Here is a 17,865-nt window from a genome sequence, read left to right on the forward strand (position 1 = left end):
CGGATGGCCTCCAAAGGTCAGGCGCGGGCTGTGACAGCAGACAAGCGTTTAGCCGCCATCGGGTGCGGGCCGCAACCGGCCCGGACCGGGACCCGCAGCCAGTTGCACCGATAACGGCAACCTGCCCTCAACCTTAAGGGCCTCTTAAGCGCCTTCGCCTAGGGTTCCGTCAGGTAGGAGTCGCGGTCTTCCGCGGAGTCGTTGATGGATATCGCAACAATCCTCGGCCTGCTCGGAGCCGTCGGCGTGATCGTCGGCCTGATCATGATCGACGGCGGCAATTTCGCGCAGTATTTCGACAAGCATGCCGTCATCATCATCTTTGGCGGCTCGGCCGTGGCGACCATGGCGCGCTTTCCGCTCGGCGTCATCGCACACAGCCTGCCGACCGGCTTCAAGGCCGTGCTTGCCATGCCGCAGTCCCATCCGCGCGAACTGGTCGAGCAGATCGCCCAGATCGCCGATGTCGCGCGCAAGCAGGGTCCCAATGCCCTGGAACAGCTGAATATCGAGAACAAGACCCTCGCACAGGGTGTGCGCTACATCGCCGACGGCTACGACGCCGACTTCATTCGGCAGGCCATGGAGACGGACAAGGACAACGTCTACATGCAGCTGGACGAGGCCCAGAAAGTCTATCGCTCCATCGGTGACTGTGCCCCGGCCTTCGGCATGGTCGGCACCATCCTCGGCATGGTCAACATGTTCGCCAACATGACCGATCCGTCCAAGCTGGGGCCGATCATGGCCATGGCGCTGCTCGCAACGCTTTACGGCGCGGTGGTGTCCAACTTCCTGTGCCTGCCGATCGCCGACAAATGCCACCTCAAGATGGCCGAGGAGGATCTTGCGCGCTCGATCATCATCGACGGCATCATCCAGATCCGGAACCAGAAGAGCCCGCAGGTCGTGAAGGAAATGCTCATGGCCTATCTGACGCCGCACGACCGGCATCAGATCGCGGAAGCCGCCTGAGGTCGCCATGGCCAAGCGCAAGGGCGGCGGTCACGCGGGCGGTCACGGCTGGTACGTGACCTTTGCCGACCTGATGGCGCTGCTGATGTCCTTCTTCGTGGTTCTGGTGGCAACCTCCAACCAGGACGAGCGCAAGAAGCACCTCATGACCGGATCGTTCCGCGAGGCCTTCGGTACGACCAGCAACACCTCCATGTCGGGCATCGTCGAGCTTCACGGCGTGCCCACCCGGCCCTTCGTGCAGCATGTGTCCCCGCACAGCGATTCGCCGACCGACAGGCCCGGCCCGCCCGGTCCGGAAAGTGCCCCGGACGGCATTCCCGTCCAGCACAACCGGCAGCTTGCCTTTGCCGCCGCGAGCCTCAGGCAGGCCCTGCAGGCCATGCCGGAAATCTCCGAATTGTCGAAACACGTCATCATCGAGGAGCGGCCGGACGGCCTCGACATCCAGATCGTCGACCAGGATGGCCGCGCGATGTTCCCGCCGGATGGCCGGGAGCCCTACGAGCGCACGCGCCAGCTGCTCGCCGCCCTCACGCCGGCCCTGCGCCAGCTCCCCAACCGGCTGACCATCACCGGCCATACCTCGGCGACGCGGGTGCTTGCGCGCCCCGGCTATGGCAGCTGGGACCTGACCGCAGACCGGGCCAATGCCGTGCGCACGGTCCTCCAGGAAAACGGCTTGCCCGCCGACCGCATCTTCGCCGTGACGGGCAAGGCCGATTCCGAGCCCATGTTCCCCGACGATCCCTATCTGGCGGCCAACAGGCGGGTCTCCATCCTTCTGATGAAGGAATCCCCGGTCATGCCGCGCAATCTGCTGAACTGATCGGGTCAGGCCCAGCCGATCCGTCCGAGGAACGTGGACAGTTCGGCGTTGAACAGGCTCGCGCGCTCGAAATAGACCGAATGGCCGGACTTCGGCACCGTGACCGCCGTGGCATTCGGGAACGTGCCGGCGACCAGCGCGATGCCGCGCGGACAGATGAGCAGATCCTCCTCGCCGATGACGAAATGGACCGGGCAGCCGATCCGCGCCGCATCTGCCTCGCGCCGGACCCGCATCGAGCGGATGCGGTTGCCGACCTCGACCTTGTCGAGGCCGAAGGACAGCCGGTCGATCGCCTGGTAGAGAGCGTGCAGGCCCGGTGCCTCCTCGGCCATGCGCGCGCCGGCCGCCCGGTGGATGCCCCGATCGCCGAGGGCCGCAATGGCCTTGGGGGCAGCCTCGCGCCAGGCTTTCACGCCCGCGTCGTTGAAGTGATCATAGTCGAAGGAACCGGTCGTGCAGGCCATCAGCAGGCCGGCGACACGGTCCGGCGCGGAAAGCGCGGTCTCGACGCAGGTCCAGCCGCCCATCGACTGGCCGACAATGACCGCGCGCGGAATGCCCAGATGGTCCAGCAGTCCGATCATGTCGCCCGCATAAAGCGTCGGATCGGGCGGGCCGCCAGGCGCCGTCGAGGGTGCAAAGCCCCGATGGGAAAAGATCACGACGCGGTGGCTCGCAGCAAAGGCCGGCGCGGACTGCCACCAGCTCAGATGATTGCCGCCCAGTCCATGGGCGAAGACTATGGCCGGCCCCTCCCCCGCCACCTCGAAATGAAGCACGGCGCCGTCCGGCCGTGTCAGGCGGCCGGTCTCGAAGGCAGGCAGGACATGCGGCAGCGGATGGGTCATGGCGACGGCTCTCTCGGGATAAGGCGGTCGGGCGGCGAAGCCTAGTGCGCTGCGCCGCCCTGCGGAAGCCGCCATGCCGACGGAGACCAATGCGCAGACCGGACCTTCTCTCGCCGACAGCGCCCAGCCATGATGTCGGCAAAACAGCAGGGAGAGAACACATGGCCATGGTCGATGCCGCACGTCTGGAGGCGCTGGTAGCCGCCATTTTCGAGCGGGCGGGCTGCGCGCCCGACGAAGCCGGGCGCATCGGCCACTATCTGACCGAAGCCAATCTGACCGGCCACGACAGCCACGGCGTCGCGCGCGTGCCGCGCTATGTCGACTGGCTGCGCGAGGGTCGGGTGCTGGCCGGCAAGGAAGTGACGGCGGTGGTCGACACGCCGGCGGTCACGGTCCTCGACGGTCACTATGGCTTCGGCCAGACGGTCGGCCCGCAGGCGGTCCGGATCGGTATCGACAAGGCCAAGGCGAACGGCCTCGCCGCGGTGGCCCTGAGGCACGCCGGGCATCTCGGCCGCATCGGTGACTTTGCCGAGATGGCGGCGGCCGAGGGGCTGGTCTCCATCCATTTCGTCAATGTGGTCGGCTCGATCCTGGTTGCCCCCTTCGGCGGCGTCGACCGGCGCCTGTCCACGGCGCCCTATTGCGTCAGCGTGCCGCTGGAAGGCCGGCCGCCGCTCTTGCTCGACTTTGCGACCTCGCTGGTCGCCGAAGGCAAGGTGCTGGTCGCGTCCCTCGGCGGCAAGCCGGTGCCGCCCGATGCCCTGATCAGCCCGGATGGCGCCATCAGCGGCGATCCGGCCGTGCTCTACGGGCCCTATCCCGAGGGCCCCGGTCCGCGCGACCCGATGATGGGACCCGGCGCGATCCGGGCCTTCGGCGAGCACAAGGGCTCGGGCCTCGCCTTCATGTGCGAGATTCTCGGGGGAGCCTTGACCGGCGCTGGAACCACCGGCCCGGACAAGCGCTTCTGCAACGGCATGATGTCGATCTACATCAACCCGAAGGTGCTGGACCCCGATGGCTTCTTCCCGACCGAAGCTGCCGCCTATGTCGCCTACTACAAGAGCGCGCAACCGGTTGCCGCAGGCGGCGAGGTGCTGGTGCCCGGCGAGGCCGAGGCGCGCGCCAAGGCGAAGAAGCTGAAGGACGGTGTCCCGCTTTCGGACGGCGCATGGGATTCGATCGCCGCGACCGCCCGCGAACTCGGCATCGGCGACAACGTCATCGGCGCGGCGCTGCGTGCCGGATAGCGCAGACGGTCCACAGAACAGTTGATGACAATCCATCCGGTCACGGGATCGGACGTAGAGAGCTTTTGTCATTCTTGACAAACGGGCGAAGCTCGATTTGGCTTTCAACTCTCTTTACGCTAGGTCCGCGACAACAAGGACGGGAGGAAAGCCATGCATCGCTTGCTCGTACTTTATAATGAACCTCAGGATCCGGCACATTTCCGGTCATATTACGTCGAAAATCATCTTCCCCTTGCGTCAAAGATACCCGGCGTCAAAGCGGCTACCTATACGTTCGACGTCAAGACGCTGGGTCCGGGCATGACGTCTTACTTCTGCATCTTCTCGGCGGATTTCGAGAGTGAGGCGGCCCTGATGAGCGCATTGGCTTCGCCGGAAGGACAGGCAACGGCAGCCGACATAGCCAATTATGCCTCCGGAGGCGCAAGCCTGCTTCATTTCCCCATCGGCTAGGCGTCCAGCTGCCGGGACGGAGGGCTCTGCGCAGCGTTGCCATCCGTCCCTCAGACCGGGAGACGCGGGCGAACGGCAGCGGATCGAGTTCTGATCCGATGATCGACGCTCGGGCGCCGTCAGATGCTGCCGAAATCCCCGCTGCGGCCCTTGCCGGCCGCAAAACGGGCAGCGCCTGCCGCCCCTTCCGAGATCGCGAACGGCGAGGAGCCGCGCCACTCGTTGCGCAGCGCCCCCTTCAGATCGAAGTCCCATTGCGCCTGGGCCGAGGCCCTGTCGGCCCTCAGGCAGCCCTGCGGGAAGCGGGCGATCTCGCGCGCGAGCGCCTCGGCCGCCTCCCGTGCGGATCCGTGCGGAACGACCCGGTCGGCCAGCCCGATGCGCAAGCATTCCTCCGCCTCGACCTTGCGGCCGGTGAGGATGAGATCGAGCGCACGGCCCTGTCCGACCAGTCGCGGCAGGCGCACGGTTCCCCCGTCGATCAGCGGCACACCCCAGCGCCGGCAATAGACGCCCATATAGGCGTCCTCCTCCATGACCCGCAGATCGCACCACAGCGCGATCTCCATGCCGCCCGCCACCGCCGGCCCCGCGATGGCGGCGATCACGGGCTTCGACAGCATCAGGCGTGTCGGGCCCATCGGTCCGCGCGGCCAGCCGTCATCGCCGTCCGGGATGTCGAGGTCGCCACCAGCCACCGTCTCGCCGCCGCCGGTTGCCGCCACCTTCAGGTCGAAGCCGGCGCAAAAGGCGCCGCCCGCGCCCCACAGGACGCCGACGCTGGCACTGTCATCGGCGTCGAAGGCCAGCAGCGCCGCGCAGAGCGCCTGCGCGCCCTCCGGGTTCATGGCGTTGCGTGCGGCGGAACGGGTGCGGATGAAGGTCGTGACCGGCCCGTCCTTCTCCACGATGAGATCGGTCATGCGCTCCTCCTCAGTCGACGATGCCGAGTGTGTCCATCACCATCATGGTGGCGGTCATCATGGCGATGAGCTTGCGCTCGCCGCCGGCCTCGGCGAAGCACTCGCCGAGCGTGACCATGAGTTTCGCCCCGGGGCGGATGACCCGGCCGACGGCGATCAGCCGCTCGCCCCGTCCGGGCGACATCAGGTTGATCTTGAACTCGGTCGTCAGCACCCCTGCCCCCTTCGCCATCAAAGTCATGGCCGCAAAGCCGCAGGCCGTGTCGACGATCGCGGAAATGGCGCCGGCATGGACGAAGCCATGCTGCTGGCAGATGTGCGGAGCCACTGGCATCACGATCTCGACTTCGCCGGGTTCGACCCTGCCGAGTTCGGCGCCGAGCGTGGACATGAAGGTCTGGCGCGCGTAGCTGGCGCGGCCACGCGTCTCGAAATCGGGATCCCTGGGGGTAAAGCGCGACGGCTCGGCAGACATGCAGCATTCCCGTATCCAAAACGGTTGAAAGGTCGCAGACTGCAGGGGAAACCGGCAAGCTGTCCGGACGAACGAGGTTCCCCGCTTGTTCTACTGGTTCCTTCCCGGCTTTTCCCGCGCCAGCGCCGATCTGGCAGCCTATTCCGCAGCCACCGCCATGGCCGCCACCGTCACCGTGACGCAGCGGATGGCGCTGCTGTCCGATCCCAGTCTGCTGGCGGCGGCCTCCGGCCGGGCCGAGGCCGCCCGCATGGTGTCGGAAAAGATGGAAGCCGCTGCCGAGGGGGTGTTTGCCGCTTCCGTGGAAGCGGGTCTGTTCATGATGCGGGCGTCCATGGGGCGCATCTCGCCGGATGATGTCGCCAGGGGGCTTGTGGCCATCAGCAGCGCGGCAACGCGTCCCGCCGCCCGCAGGGTACGGGCCAATGCCCGCCGGCTGACGCGGGGCTGAGGACGTTCAGCTCAACCAGTTGACCAGCCAGAGCGTGATGCCTGGAAAGGCCACGATGATGCCGAGGCGCGTGACGTCGGCGGCAACGAAGGGCAGCACGCCCTTGTAGGTCGCCATGATCGGCACGTCGCGGGCAATGCCCGACACAACGAAGACGTTGAGGCCGATGGGCGGCGATGTCAGGCCGATGCCCACGACGATCAGCACCAGGATGCCGAACCAGATGGCGATGTCGTCAGGCATCATGCCCAGGTCGAGGGCGGTGACGATCGGAAAGAAGATCGGCAGGGTCAGCAGGATCATCGCCAGTTCGTCCATCAGCCCGCCGAGGATGATGTAGAACACCAGCAGCAGCACGATGATCCCGTAGGCGGGCAGTCCCGACCCGGCCACCGCCTGCGCGGCCATGTCGGGCAATTGCGACAGCGCCAGGAAGGAATTGAACACCGCGGCGCCGAACAGGATCAGGAAGATCATGGCGGATGTCTCGGCGGTCTGAACGAGCGCTTCCTTCACCTGCGTCCAGCCGATGGTCCGCTGCATCATGCCCACGGCCAGCATGCCGATGACGCCGACGGAAGCGCCCTCGGTCGGAGTGAACACGCCGCCATAGATGCCGCCCACGACCACGCCTGCCAGCAGCATGACCGGCCAGATGCCGACAACCTCCCGAAGGCGCTGTGGCCAGCCGACCCGCGGCAGGGCCGGCCCTGCGGCCGGGTTCACCCGCACGACGATGGCGATCACCGCGCAATAGAACAGCGCCGCCATGACACCCGGAATGAGCGCTGCCATGAACAGCTTGGCGATGTTCTGCTCGGTGGTAATGGCATAGACCACCAGGATCACCGAGGGCGGAATGAGGATGCCCAGCGTGCCGCCGACGGCCACCATGCCGGTGGCAAAGCCCTGATCGTAATTGTACTTGCGCAGTTCCGGCAGCGCCGCCCGGGAGAAGGTCGCGGTGGTGGCCACCGACGAACCACAGATGGCACCGAACCCTGTGCAGGCCCCCACCAGCGCCATGCCGAGACCGCCCCGAAGATGACCCAGAAACGCCGCTGCCGCCCGGAACAGGGCCGTTGAAAGCCCAGACTTCTCGGCCAGCGCCCCCATCAGGATGAACAGCGGGATCACCGACAGGGTGTAGTTGGCGAACAGGTGATAGGGCGTGGTCTTCATGTAGTTCAGGAAGATCGGCACGCTGGTGAAGTGGATGTAGCCGAGCGAGCCGGCCGTCAGCATGGCAAGGCCGATCGGCATGCGCAGCCCCAGCAGCACCAGCATGCCGGCAAAGCCAAGGACCGCCACCATGGCGCCGCTCACGCGCCGGTCCTCGTCAGCCTGACGGCCGTCATGACGGTGACGAGGCCGAGGAACGCCGCCATCAGCGACGTCGCGGCAATCGCCCAGCCGATGGGGATGGCGAGCACCATGGAACTGGTCTGCGAGGCGATCGCATCCTGCGCCCCGATCATCAGCCGCCAGGCGATCAGCCAGGCAAAGCCGGCATAGACGACGTCCCAGAGCGTATCCAGCCAGCGGTTCACCCGCTCCGGCATGCGCAGCGTGAAGGTGTCGACGAAAACGTTGCCGCGCCGCCACTGGCAAAGCGGCAGGAAGGCGAAAACCGCGACGGCGGTGGCGATCTGCACGATCTCGAAATCGCCGCGCAGCCCGGAGCGCATGAGCCAGCGCATCAGCACTGACACGACGACCATGGTCGCCGTGGCGAGCATCACCACGCCGCCCGCAATCGCGAGAATTCGCGCGGCGCGTTCGATGGCGCCGGCGGGCCGTTCCGCGGCCCGCCCGGCCTCGTCCCCCGGCATCATGCGTCAGGCCACCATGTGCTTGGCGACCGCAGCCCGCACGTCATCGACGATCTTCTGGCCGTCGAGGCCGCGGTCCTTCACGGCACGGATCCACGCCTCCTCGACGCCCTTGGTCGCGGTCCGCCACTTGGCGACCTCGTCCTCGGCCAGAACCGTGATCGTGTTGCGCGGGCGTTGCTTGACCATTTCCGACACCACATGGCCGCGGTCGTCCCACATGCCGCCCGCCATGGTAGCCGCCACCATGCCGGAATGGTCGTCGATCACCTTCTTCAGGTCGGCCGGCAGCCCGTTATACTTCGCCTTGTTCATCGCCAGCACGAAGGTCGCGGTGTAGAGCGTCGGCGAGCCGGGGATTTCGGTGTGATGGCGCACCAGTTCGTGGAGCCTGAGCGCCGGAACCACCTCCCAGGGCACCACCGCGCCGTCGATCACGCCCTGTGCCAGCGCCTCCGGCACCTGCGGGATCGGCATGCCGATGGCGGTGGCGCCGAGAGCGCGCAGCGCCTCGCCGGCCTGGCGGGTCGGAAAGCGCAGCTTCAGGCCGGAAAGATCAGCCTGCGTGCGGACCTGCTTGCTGGAATGAATGAGGCCGTGATCGTGCGCCCAGATGCACAGGATCTGCGTCTCGGCATAATCCTTGGCGAAATGCACGGGAAACAGATCCGCCATCGCCTTGGAATTGGTCACCGCCCGCTTGCCGGCGATGAACGGCAGTTCCATCGCCTCTGTCGCGGGAAACCGTCCGGGCGTGTTGCCGGGCAGCGTCCAGACGATGTCCATGACACCGTCGCGGGCCTGATCGTAGAGTTGCGGCGGCGCACCGCCAAGCTGCATCGAGGGGAAGATATCCACCTTGATCCGACCGCCGGAAGCCGTCTCGACATTGCGCGACCAGGGCAGCAGGAACCGCTGGTGCGCATTGGAGACGGGCGGCAGGAAGTGGTGAAGCCGGAGCGTCACCTGCGGCGACTGGCCCCAGGCGGTCCGCATGACGGCGGGTGTTGCGACGGCTGCGCCGGCGAAAGCCAGCGCGTGACGGCGGGTGAGAATCATGGGGTCAACCTCGTCGAGCGTTCCCTGGGATGTTGTTGGCGCGCCTTGATGGCGTCTGTCCTTGTTGGGGCGACGATAGTCACACTCCGGCGCCCTGTAAAAGCGAAACAGTTGGAGATCGGACTATTTCGATTGGACGAAATCGCCGGCGTCAGGCCATCGCGATCGCTTCGATCTCCATGAGCCTGGGCTCATCGACGATTTCCGCAACGATGACGGTCAGTGCCGGCTGATGCCCGCCAATCATCTCCTGCCGCGCGTGTCCATCGCTCTGGCCAGGTCGGCACCGGGCTCACATGGTCGCGCCGATCTGCCAGGGCACGAACTCGTTGTCGCCATAGCCGAGCAGTTCGGACTTTGTCTTCTCGCCGGAGGCCGTCCGCAGGATCAGCTCAAAAATCTCTTGGCCCTTGTCCTCCAGCGACACGCCGTCGAGGACATCGCCGCAATTTATGTCCATGTCGTCGATCATGCGCGTGTAGATGTCGGAATTCGTCGCCAGCTTGATCGAGGGGGTCGGTTTGCAGCCATAGGCCGAGCCGCGACCGGTGGTGAAAGTGAGCACGTTGCAGCCGCCGGCCACCTGCCCGGTCGCCGCCACCGGGTCATAGCCGGGCGTGTCCATGTAGACAAAGCCGTTGCGGTCGATCGTTTCGGCATAGTTGTAGACGCCGCGCAGCGTCGTGGCGCCGCCCTTGGCCGCCGCCCCCAGCGACTTCTCGAGGATCGTGGTCAGCCCGCCTGCCTTGTTGCCGGGCGAGGGATTGTTGTCCATCGAGCCCTGGTTCTTCGCCGTATAGTCCTCCCACCACTTGATGATCCCGACCAGCTTCTCCCCGACCTCGCGGCTCTCGGCCCGGCGGGTCAGGAGATGCTCGGCGCCATAGATTTCAGGCGTCTCCGACAGGCAGGCCGTCCCGCCGTGCCGGACCAGAAGGTCCACCGCCTTGCCGAGCGCCGGATTGGCGGTGATGCCCGAATAGCCGTCCGAACCGCCGCACTGAAGCGCCAGGCACAGTTCGGATGCCGGCAGCGTCTCCCGGCTCGCCTGGTTGACCAGCGGCAGCATCTCGCGGATGCGCGCCATGCCCGCCTCGATGGACTTCTTCGTCCCGCCCGTCTCCTGGATGGTCATCGACTGGAAGCGTTCGCCCGGCTGGATGCCGTAGTCCTTCATCAGCCGGGGGATCTGGAACACCTCGCAGCCGAGGCCGACGATCAGGACGGCGGACACGTTGGGATTGGTCGCATAGCCCCAGATCGTCCGCTCCAGCATCTCGTATCCCAGGCCCTCGCCGGCAAGGCCGCAGCCGGTGCCGTGGACCAGCGGTATCACGCCGTCGACATTGGGAAACTCGGCCAGCATCCCGGACCGGTTGACCGCCTCCGCCATGAAACGGGCGACCGAGGCCGAACAGTTCACCGAGGTGAGGATGGCGATGTAGTTGCGGGTGCCCGCCCGGCCCTTCGCCCGCCGGAACCCCTGGAACGTGGCCCGCGCCTCCAGCGGCAGGATGTCCTCCGGGCGCGCATCCTGCGCGAAGGCATAGTCGCGCTCGAAGGCGGCAAAGGCACAATTGTGGGTGTGCACCCAGTCGCCGGGAGCGACCGGCTGCGAGGCAAAGCCGATGATCTGGCCGTATTTGACGACAGGCTCGCCCTCGGCGATGGGCCGGGTCGCCATCTTGTGGCCGCGCATCACCCGCGCCGTGGCGGTGACACCGTCGACACGCTTGCCGGCATCGATCATGTCCACCGCGACGACGACATTGTCATCGGTGGCCAGGCGGATGAAGCGGGGCTGGGTGGTCATGCATCGTCTCCCGGGCGCGCGGCCGTGCGGGCCGTCTTGACCGGGATCATGACCTTTGAACCGTTTCAGGAAAAGGGGGCGGCCGCGCCCCTGCCCTGCCAGTTCAGCGCCGGCATTCGCTGGCGCCGAGCGGCTCGAACGCCGTCAACGTGCCGCGCAGGGCAAACTCGCCGTAATCGACCACGAGCGACCGCGACACGCCGTTCTCGTAGAGTTCGAAGGAAATCGCATAGGCCGGGGTGGCGCTGTCCTTGCCGATCTCGAAATAGCTGATGGTGACGGGCCAGCGGGCAAGCCCTGCGAGCGCATCGTGGCGGGCGGCCTCCTCCACCTCGCCGGTGCCGGGCGCAATGCGCCGGCCGATCACCGCGGTTGCGTTGTAGAGCTTCTCGCCGGATTCGGCCCCGTCATAGACCTTGACCTCGAGGATGGTCTGGCTGTCGCGGGCGGCAGCCACCATGCGGCGCAGATGCTCGGTGGGAAAGATCGCTTGCCCGTCGATCTGGCGCTCCAGCGGGCGCGGCCGGCGCACCGCGATCCTCAGGGCATTGTCCATCCGCGTCGCGCTGCCGTCGGTCTCGTCACGCGGGGCGCCGTTCTGGGTGGTGCGCGAGGTGAAGCGGAACCCGCTGCCGTCGCCCTCCTCGAAATGGGCCGTGCGCACATCCATGACCACCGGGCTGCCGGCGGCCGACAGTTCGACCACCTGCCGGAACGTGGTGGTGAAGCCCTCGCACAGATTGCCGCTGGTCTCGAAGGCGATGCGCCCCTGCGCTCCGTCCACGCCGCGAGCCGGCCTGCGGGTGTCGAGCACCAGGTCGTAGACCGCCCGGTGCGGCGCGATCACCGGCTCGCCCGCGCCGCCCTGCGCGGCTGCCGGCGCCACGGACAGAATCACGGCGAGGCCGGCAGGCAGGATCAGGCGGTCAAGGAACATGAACAGGGCTCCGGAGGGGTTCGATTCCTGTTTCAGAGTGTAAAGGGGCCGCGCAGAGGCCACAACGCGGCATGGATGTGTCGCGCGCCCCGCCTTGCTTCGTCACGCCGCCTCGGGCAGGGTCCGCGCGTTTTCGCAGAATGAGGATCCGCGCCATGTCCGCCATCGCCCGCCGACTTGCCGAACGTGGCATCGAACTGCCGGCTCCGGCAACGCCCATGGCCAATTATGTCCCCTTTGTCCGCATGGGCTCCCTGCTGGTGATCTCCGGCCAGATTTGCATCGGCCCGGCGGGCGTCATCGCCGGCAAGCTTGGCACCGGCATCAGCCTCGATGAGGGCCAGGCGTCGGCGCGCATCGCCGCCCTGCACGTCATCTCCCAGATCCAGTCGGCGGTCGGCAATCTCGACAATGTCATCCGCATCGTGCGGCTCGGCGGGTTCATCAACTGCACGCCGGACTATCTCGACGCCCCGAAGGTGATGAACGGCGCCTCCGACCTGATGGTCGAGGTGTTCGGCGACAAGGGGCGGCACGCCCGCACGACCGTCGGCGTCGCTGCCCTTCCCGCCAATGCCCAGGTCGAGGTCGAGGCGCTGGTCGAGGTCGCGTGATGGATGCTGGCTGGCTCACCGCCCGGCCGATTGCCCATCGCGGCCTGCACAGCGCCGGGGCGGGCGTGCTGGAGAACTGTCCGGCGGCCTTCGTCGCCGCCATCGACGGCAATTACGCCATCGAGTGCGACGTCCAGCCCACGGCGGACGGCGAGGCGGTCGTCTTTCACGATGCAACGCTCGACCGCCTGACCCAGGCAACCGGCCGGGTCGATGCGCGCACGGCCGCCGAGTTGAAGGCCCTCTCGTTCAAGGCGACTGGCGACCGGATGGTCACGCTGGGCGAACTGTTCGACCTCGTCGCCGGCAGGGTGCCGCTCGTCGTCGAGATCAAGTCGGAATTCGACGGCCGGCTCGACCTCACCCGCCGGGTCGCGACGCTGGCGCGCAACTATCTCGGCCCGCTGGCGATCATGTCCTTCGATCCCGGCCCCATCGCCTGGCTGAAGCAGGAAGCCCCCGGCCTGGTGCGCGGCATCGTGGCCGAATCGACCTATTCCGGATCGCACTGGTCGCGCATGCACCCCGTCATGAAGCAGGAGCTTGCCGCCCTCGCCCATTTCCCGCAGACCGATCCGCACTTCCTGTCCTGGCGTGTCGCCGACCTGCCGAACGCCGCCACGGTTCTCTATCGCCATGCGCTGAAACGCCCGGTGATCTGCTGGACCGTTAGGACCGATGACGAGCGTGTGATCGCGGCCCGCCACGCCGATCAGGTGACGTTCGAGGGCTACAGGCCGTAAGCTTGGGGCCGATGAGCGCCACACCCTTCACCCTCCGCGTCGTCTCCAGCCTCTCCGACATTGCCGCCAGCGACTGGAACGCCTGCGCCGCGGACGAGGCCGGCCATGTCGACCCCTTTCTCGACCACGCCTTCTTCCTGTCGCTGGAGGAATCGGGCTCGGCCGTTCGCGAGACCGGCTGGCTGGGCCACCACGTCGTGCTGGAGGATGGTGCGGGTGCGCTGGTCGGCATCCTGCCCTGTTACCTGAAGGGCCATTCGCAGGGCGAATATGTCTTCGACTGGGGCTGGGCCGATGCCTATGAGCGGGCCGGCGGACGCTACTATCCCAAGCTCCAGGCCAGCGTTCCCTTCACGCCGGCGACAGGACGGCGCCTGCTGGTCCGGCCGGGGCCTGACGCCGGAACCGCGCGCATGACCCTTGCCCAGGGGGCGGCACAGGTGGCGCGACAGCTGGGCGTCTCCTCGCTGCATGTCACCTTCTGCCCCGAAGACGAATGGGAGGTCATGGGCCTTGCCGGCTATCTGCAACGCACCGACACGCAGTTTCATTTCGTCAATGACGGCTACCGCTCCTTCGAGGACTTCCTCGCAGCCCTGTCCTCGCGCAAGCGCAAGGTGATCCGCCGCGAGCGGCGCGAGGCGCTGGAAGGACGCGGCATCACCATCAGGCATCTGACGGGCCGCGACCTGACCGAGGACGTGTGGGACGACTTCTTCGCCTTCTACATCGACACCGGCTCGCGCAAATGGGGCCGGCCCTACCTGACACGCCGCTTCTTCTCGCTGATCGGCGAGCGCCTGGCGGACCGCATCCTGCTGATCGTTGCCGAACGCGGCGGCCGGCGCATTGCCGGCGCCCTCAATTTCATCGGCCGGGACGTCCTCTACGGCCGCAACTGGGGCGCCATCGAAGAGCACCCCTTCCTCCATTTCGAGGTCTGCTACTACCAGGCCATCGACCATGCGATCGCCCATGGCCTCGCCCGCGTGGAGGCCGGCGCACAGGGCGAGCACAAGCTCGTCCGCGGCTATCGGCCGGTCATCACCCGCTCGGCCCATTTCATCGCAGACCCCGGATTGCGCAGGGCGGTCGCCGATTTCCTGCGACGCGAGCGTGCGGCCGTGACCGAGAACAATGAGGAACTCGATACGCTGACGCCGTTCCGGAAGGTGGCGCCCCAGATGGATTGAAGGATCGGCAGATCAGCTGAACAGGTCGAGGATGGAGCCTCCCACCGCGCCTGCGGCATCGACGGCAGCATCGCTGACCGAGCCGGCTGCAGCGTCGACGGCCGCATCGCTGACCGGGCCGGCCGCAGCATCGCCGGCCGGGCCGTCCGAGTCGTTTCCGTCGGGGATCAGGGCCGCGACGGCATTGCCCACCGCCGACGCAGCATCACCCGCTGCGGAACCTATCGATCCGAAGAGATTGCCGATGCCCGCAATCGCTCCGTCGACCAGACCGCTTGCTTCGATGGCACCCCCGATGCCCTCCTCCAGGACACTTGCGCCCGGCGGATCATCCTGCCGCTGTTGGTCCTGCGATCCCGGCTGGCCGGGGGGGCTGACAGACATGGCTGCGCTCCTTGGGAAAGGGACCGGGGCTTGAGGGCTACCTGACCCTCACCGCGCGGTATTTCTATCCGATGTCATCGGTGGCGCGATCCTGAACGCGGGCTAAACGCAACGCTCGCATTCCGTTCAGTTTGCGGCGCGCAGCATCCGCTTACTGGACCGGACTGATCCGGGTCTCAGCCAACGGAGAGCCCAAGATGATGAACCGTCGCTCCTTCTTCGCCACCCTGGCCGCCGGCGGCGCTGCCGCAGTCCTCGCCTCCAGTGCCGCCATGGCGGCTACCCCGGCGATCGACGCCTTCAGCGGGCCGCTCGCAACGCCCGAGGCCGCCCCGGCTGTCGAAGCGGACACGGTTGCTGCCGAGCCGGTCGAGATGCGCGGCCGCCGCCGCGCCCGCCGTGTCGTCCGCCGCAGCCGTCGCCGCGCCCGCCGCTCGGTTCGCCGCGCCAGCCGTCGTGCGGCCCGTCGCAGCTGAGAGTGATGGCGTGCGCGCCGCCCGGGTGACATGCTGGGCGGGTCCGGGTGGCGCGCGACTGAAACAGAAGCCGGTTGTCCTGTGACCGGAACGGCGTGGTCGGGGTTCAGGCTCCTGATCGGGTCGTTGTGGGAATCGATCCGCCTCGACGCCTTGAAGGAGAACTCTATGATCGAACGCCGCACTTTTTTCGCAGTCCTCGTCGGCGGCCTTGCCGTCAGCGCTGCCGGAGGGGCCATGGCCGCCCCGGCGCGCCGTCCTGCCGCTGATGCCGGCCCGGATGCAGCGGCCGCGGCCGCTCCTGCGGAAGCCGCCACCGCGGAAGCTCCGCGCGAGATGCAGTACTACTACCGTCGGCGCTATTTCGTTCGCCGGCGCTACTTCGTCCGCCGCCGCTACTTCGTCCGGCGCCGCTTCTTCGTCCGGCGCCGCTACTACTGGTGATTTCGATCGCCCTTGCCGGCGCCGGTCTGACCGGCGTCGGCAACCATGTCGACGGATTAGGGCATGCCCTAAGGGAAAACCCGGATGAAGTGAGGTTTCGAATCCCTAGTATTTCCGGGTGACCCGCATTGTCCCCATTCATTCTGGAGGTTCTGTCATGCTTCATCGTCGTTCGTTCCTGGCCGCTGCGGCTGGAGGTCTCGCGGTTGCCGCGATCGCCTCGCGTGCCGAAGCTGCCCCGGCACCAACCCCGATGACCGAAGTTTCGGATGCCCCGCGCACGGTCGGTGACCTGCGCCAGTCGCTTGCCGGTGAGCCGCGTGAGATGCAGTATTATTATTACCGCCGCCCGCGCCGCTATTATTACCGCCGCCCGCGCATGGTGCGCCGGTGCTGGTGGACCAATTACGGCCGAGTCTGCCGCTGGGTCCGCGTCTGGTGACCCTGAACCATTGCGGTGCTTGACGGCGCCGCCTTCGATTGCGACACCCTCGCGCCTGTTCCAGACGCGAGGGTGTTTTCATGTCCGAGGCCGCCTACGATCCGAACAACGTCTTCGCAAAGATCCTGCGCGGCGAGTTGCCGGCCCAGAAGGTCTATGAGACCGAGCGCGTCCTGGCCTTCATGGACATCATGCCCCGCGCCGACGGCCATGTTCTGGTGATTCCGAAGACGCCGGCGCGCAACCTGCTCGACATCCATCCCGACGATCTTGCCGAACTGGCGCGGGCAACCCAGATCGTCGCGCGCGGCGTCAAGGCCGGCATGGGCGCCGAGGGTCTGACGGTCCAGCAGTTCAACGAGAGCGCCGGCGGACAGGTCGTGTTCCATATCCACGTCCATATCCTGCCACGCTGGAGCGGCCTGGCGCTGAGGCCGCATACCGGCGCAATGGAAAAGCCGGAGGTTCTGGCCCGGCATGCCGAGACGATCCAGGCCGCCATCACCGCCATGCAGGCGGGCGGCTGATCACCTGAGGCCGACCTACCACGCACCCGAGACCACGACGACCTCGGAAGCCAGCACCCCGAGAAGCACGGACCGGCGTCCCGCCGCATAGGCGGCGATGCCGACCGCCAGGGCCGCCATGCGCCAGCCGAGCGGCAGACCTGCCAAGGCGCCGGCCGGAAAGAAGGCGAGCTTGGCGACCACAGCCGCGAGCGTCGCGGTGGCAACCGCCCGCACCCAGACCAGCAGTTCGGAGTTTTCGTCCATCCCGCGCCCGACGACGAGGCCGAGCCAGCGCCACATCTCGCTGGGCAGCACGCCGACCAGGAGCAGCGCCAGATAGGGCGTGAGATCGGACCCGATCAGTGTCATCGGCCGGTCCTCACGGCGCGATCATCCGCCGGTGCAGCCGTGCGGCGGCATAGGCCAGCGTTCCCCCGCCAAGCCCCGCATAGAGCAGTTCCAGGCCATCTCCTGTCAGCGCGCCCAGCGGCAGGCCGGCAAAGCCGGCGCCGATCGCCAACCGGTCCGAGACGACGCGGGCCGTGGTGAACAGCGACAGCAGGAAGAAGATCGGCGTCAGGAACAGAAGTCCCGCCGCAAGGAAGGCCGGAATGATTCCCGCGAGGCCATAGCCGATGGCGGTCGCGACAGCCGCCGACAACAGCAGCCCGGAGCCGAGGCCGAGGAAGAAGGGCACGCGCCCCTCCCCGTCCACCTGCGGCAGCAGCCTCAGCCCCTCGACCCAGGCCGAGATGGCGACGAAATGGGCGCACAGGATGGCGGTCACCGGGTGACGCCCCTGCAGCCTGAGATAGGGTAGAAGCGAGACGACCATCGGCAGCAGGCGGACAGAGGAGAGCCAGACGGTGAGGCCGACCGCGATCCAAGAACCGCCGGAACCGAGCCCTCCGACCAGAATGAGATGGGCCGGACCGGCCCAGATCAGCAGCGTGGCCAGCATGGCCCAGGCGAGCGGCATGCCGTAATCGGCGCAGACCGAGCCGATGCCGATGAAGGTGGCACCAAGGATCACCGCAGGCAGCGCAACCGCCGCCCGCAGGCCGCGCCGGTACCAGGCGGCCTGCGACAGGGGAACGGATGACGGGGCAGCGGTCATGGTCGATCACTCGACCCTCGGCGCACGCCTTGCAAGCCGCGTTGCTGCATATGCGCCATTCAGCCGGAAACGCCGGCCCGCAGGTG

Annotated in this window: 23 protein-coding genes; 12 read left to right on the plus strand and 11 right to left on the minus strand. The window is 67.2% G+C overall.

The window, feature by feature from the left end; translation table 11 throughout:
* Window positions 1-204: 204 nt before the first annotated feature.
* Both ACTIFS_RS15105 and ACTIFS_RS15110 read left to right on the plus strand, forming a co-directional pair.
* Window positions 205-975 carry a motility protein A gene (locus ACTIFS_RS15105; protein ID WP_439574944.1) on the plus strand — a complete coding sequence of 257 codons (771 nt, stop codon included), beginning with the start codon at window positions 205-207 and terminating at the stop codon, window positions 973-975.
* 7 nt (window positions 976-982) lie between these two features.
* Window positions 983-1,804 carry an OmpA/MotB family protein gene (locus ACTIFS_RS15110; RefSeq protein WP_439574945.1) on the plus strand — a complete coding sequence of 274 codons (822 nt, stop codon included), beginning with the start codon at window positions 983-985 and terminating at the stop codon, window positions 1,802-1,804.
* A gap of 5 nt (window positions 1,805-1,809) precedes the next feature.
* On the opposite strand, the gene ACTIFS_RS15115 is transcribed toward ACTIFS_RS15110, so the two are convergent.
* On the minus strand, window positions 1,810-2,655 hold the full coding sequence (locus ACTIFS_RS15115; protein ID WP_439574946.1) for an alpha/beta fold hydrolase: 846 nt from the start codon (window positions 2,653-2,655) through the stop codon (window positions 1,810-1,812).
* 161 nt (window positions 2,656-2,816) lie between these two features.
* Between ACTIFS_RS15115 and ACTIFS_RS15120 the strand changes: the two genes are divergently transcribed.
* Window positions 2,817-3,911 (plus strand): malate/lactate/ureidoglycolate dehydrogenase, encoded by a 1,095-nt coding sequence (locus ACTIFS_RS15120; protein ID WP_439574947.1) that lies wholly within the window; start codon window positions 2,817-2,819, stop codon window positions 3,909-3,911.
* A gap of 153 nt (window positions 3,912-4,064) precedes the next feature.
* Entirely contained in the window at window positions 4,065-4,367 is a 303-nt protein-coding gene (locus tag ACTIFS_RS15125) for an EthD family reductase (RefSeq protein WP_439574948.1), read from the plus strand.
* Between the two features lie 119 nt (window positions 4,368-4,486).
* Here the strand turns inward: ACTIFS_RS15125 and ACTIFS_RS15130 are convergent, their stop codons facing one another.
* Complete coding sequence (locus ACTIFS_RS15130; protein ID WP_439574949.1) at window positions 4,487-5,290, minus strand: crotonase/enoyl-CoA hydratase family protein; 804 nt, start codon at window positions 5,288-5,290, stop codon at window positions 4,487-4,489.
* A gap of 10 nt (window positions 5,291-5,300) precedes the next feature.
* Window positions 5,301-5,765, minus strand: a complete 465-nt coding sequence (locus tag ACTIFS_RS15135; RefSeq protein ID WP_439574950.1) for a PaaI family thioesterase — start codon at window positions 5,763-5,765, stop codon at window positions 5,301-5,303.
* A gap of 85 nt (window positions 5,766-5,850) precedes the next feature.
* On the opposite strand from ACTIFS_RS15135, the gene ACTIFS_RS15140 reads away from it, so the two are divergent.
* Window positions 5,851-6,216, plus strand: coding sequence for a hypothetical protein (locus tag ACTIFS_RS15140; RefSeq protein WP_439574951.1), 366 nt, complete (start codon window positions 5,851-5,853; stop codon window positions 6,214-6,216).
* Between the two features lie 6 nt (window positions 6,217-6,222).
* Here the strand turns inward: ACTIFS_RS15140 and ACTIFS_RS15145 are convergent, their stop codons facing one another.
* The 5 genes from ACTIFS_RS15145 to ACTIFS_RS15165 all read right to left on the minus strand — a co-directional run bounded on the left by ACTIFS_RS15145 (window position 6,223) and on the right by ACTIFS_RS15165 (window position 11,857).
* Window positions 6,223-7,542: a TRAP transporter large permease gene (locus tag ACTIFS_RS15145; protein ID WP_439574952.1), complete on the minus strand. Its 1,320-nt coding sequence runs from the start codon at window positions 7,540-7,542 to the stop codon at window positions 6,223-6,225.
* Window positions 7,539-8,051 (minus strand): TRAP transporter small permease, encoded by a 513-nt coding sequence (locus ACTIFS_RS15150; RefSeq protein WP_439574953.1) that lies wholly within the window; start codon window positions 8,049-8,051, stop codon window positions 7,539-7,541. The genes ACTIFS_RS15145 and ACTIFS_RS15150 overlap by 4 nt, the downstream gene beginning before the upstream one ends.
* Before the next feature lie 3 nt (window positions 8,052-8,054).
* A complete protein-coding gene (locus tag ACTIFS_RS15155; protein WP_439574954.1) occupies window positions 8,055-9,107 on the minus strand; it encodes a TRAP transporter substrate-binding protein in 1,053 nt (350 codons plus the stop codon).
* A gap of 292 nt (window positions 9,108-9,399) precedes the next feature.
* On the minus strand, window positions 9,400-10,920 hold the full coding sequence (locus tag ACTIFS_RS15160; protein WP_439574955.1) for a UxaA family hydrolase: 1,521 nt from the start codon (window positions 10,918-10,920) through the stop codon (window positions 9,400-9,402).
* A 103-nt stretch (window positions 10,921-11,023) separates the two neighbouring features.
* Window positions 11,024-11,857 carry a cell envelope integrity EipB family protein gene (locus ACTIFS_RS15165; RefSeq protein WP_439574956.1) on the minus strand — a complete coding sequence of 278 codons (834 nt, stop codon included), beginning with the start codon at window positions 11,855-11,857 and terminating at the stop codon, window positions 11,024-11,026.
* Between the two features lie 155 nt (window positions 11,858-12,012).
* Between ACTIFS_RS15165 and ACTIFS_RS15170 the strand changes: the two genes are divergently transcribed.
* From ACTIFS_RS15170 to ACTIFS_RS15180, 3 genes are read left to right on the plus strand one after another with little or no spacing between them, the layout of a single operon-like run.
* On the plus strand, window positions 12,013-12,471 hold the full coding sequence (locus ACTIFS_RS15170) for a RidA family protein (protein ID WP_439574957.1): 459 nt from the start codon (window positions 12,013-12,015) through the stop codon (window positions 12,469-12,471).
* Complete coding sequence (locus tag ACTIFS_RS15175) at window positions 12,471-13,214, plus strand: glycerophosphodiester phosphodiesterase family protein (RefSeq protein ID WP_439575036.1); 744 nt, start codon at window positions 12,471-12,473, stop codon at window positions 13,212-13,214. Before ACTIFS_RS15170 ends, ACTIFS_RS15175 begins: the two co-directional genes overlap by 1 nt.
* 11 nt (window positions 13,215-13,225) lie before the next feature.
* Window positions 13,226-14,407, plus strand: a complete 1,182-nt coding sequence (locus ACTIFS_RS15180) for a GNAT family N-acetyltransferase (RefSeq protein ID WP_439574958.1) — start codon at window positions 13,226-13,228, stop codon at window positions 14,405-14,407.
* 12 nt (window positions 14,408-14,419) lie between these two features.
* Here ACTIFS_RS15180 and ACTIFS_RS15185 read toward each other — a convergent pair whose 3' ends face one another.
* A complete protein-coding gene (locus ACTIFS_RS15185) occupies window positions 14,420-14,791 on the minus strand; it encodes a hypothetical protein (RefSeq protein ID WP_439574959.1) in 372 nt (123 codons plus the stop codon).
* Between the two features lie 197 nt (window positions 14,792-14,988).
* Here ACTIFS_RS15185 and ACTIFS_RS15190 point away from each other — a divergent pair, with 197 nt between their 5' ends.
* The 4 genes from ACTIFS_RS15190 (at window position 14,989) to ACTIFS_RS15205 (ending at window position 16,680) form a co-directional block, all read left to right on the plus strand.
* On the plus strand, window positions 14,989-15,267 hold the full coding sequence (locus tag ACTIFS_RS15190; RefSeq protein ID WP_439574960.1) for a hypothetical protein: 279 nt from the start codon (window positions 14,989-14,991) through the stop codon (window positions 15,265-15,267).
* 168 nt (window positions 15,268-15,435) lie between these two features.
* Window positions 15,436-15,711, plus strand: coding sequence for a hypothetical protein (locus ACTIFS_RS15195; protein ID WP_439574961.1), 276 nt, complete (start codon window positions 15,436-15,438; stop codon window positions 15,709-15,711).
* A gap of 157 nt (window positions 15,712-15,868) precedes the next feature.
* Window positions 15,869-16,153 (plus strand): hypothetical protein, encoded by a 285-nt coding sequence (locus ACTIFS_RS15200; protein ID WP_439574962.1) that lies wholly within the window; start codon window positions 15,869-15,871, stop codon window positions 16,151-16,153.
* 80 nt (window positions 16,154-16,233) lie between these two features.
* Window positions 16,234-16,680 carry an HIT family protein gene (locus ACTIFS_RS15205; RefSeq protein ID WP_439574963.1) on the plus strand — a complete coding sequence of 149 codons (447 nt, stop codon included), beginning with the start codon at window positions 16,234-16,236 and terminating at the stop codon, window positions 16,678-16,680.
* A gap of 15 nt (window positions 16,681-16,695) precedes the next feature.
* Here the strand turns inward: ACTIFS_RS15205 and ACTIFS_RS15210 are convergent, their stop codons facing one another.
* Together ACTIFS_RS15210 and ACTIFS_RS15215 are read right to left on the minus strand one after the other, a co-directional pair.
* Window positions 16,696-17,031 carry an AzlD domain-containing protein gene (locus ACTIFS_RS15210; RefSeq protein WP_439574964.1) on the minus strand — a complete coding sequence of 112 codons (336 nt, stop codon included), beginning with the start codon at window positions 17,029-17,031 and terminating at the stop codon, window positions 16,696-16,698.
* Between the two features lie 10 nt (window positions 17,032-17,041).
* Window positions 17,042-17,779, minus strand: a complete 738-nt coding sequence (locus ACTIFS_RS15215; RefSeq protein WP_439574965.1) for an AzlC family ABC transporter permease — start codon at window positions 17,777-17,779, stop codon at window positions 17,042-17,044.
* Between the last annotated feature and the right edge of the window lie 86 nt (window positions 17,780-17,865).

Origin of the sequence: Phreatobacter sp., assembly GCF_051860605.1 — a bacterium.
Lineage (GTDB): Bacteria > Pseudomonadota > Alphaproteobacteria > Rhizobiales > Phreatobacteraceae > Phreatobacter.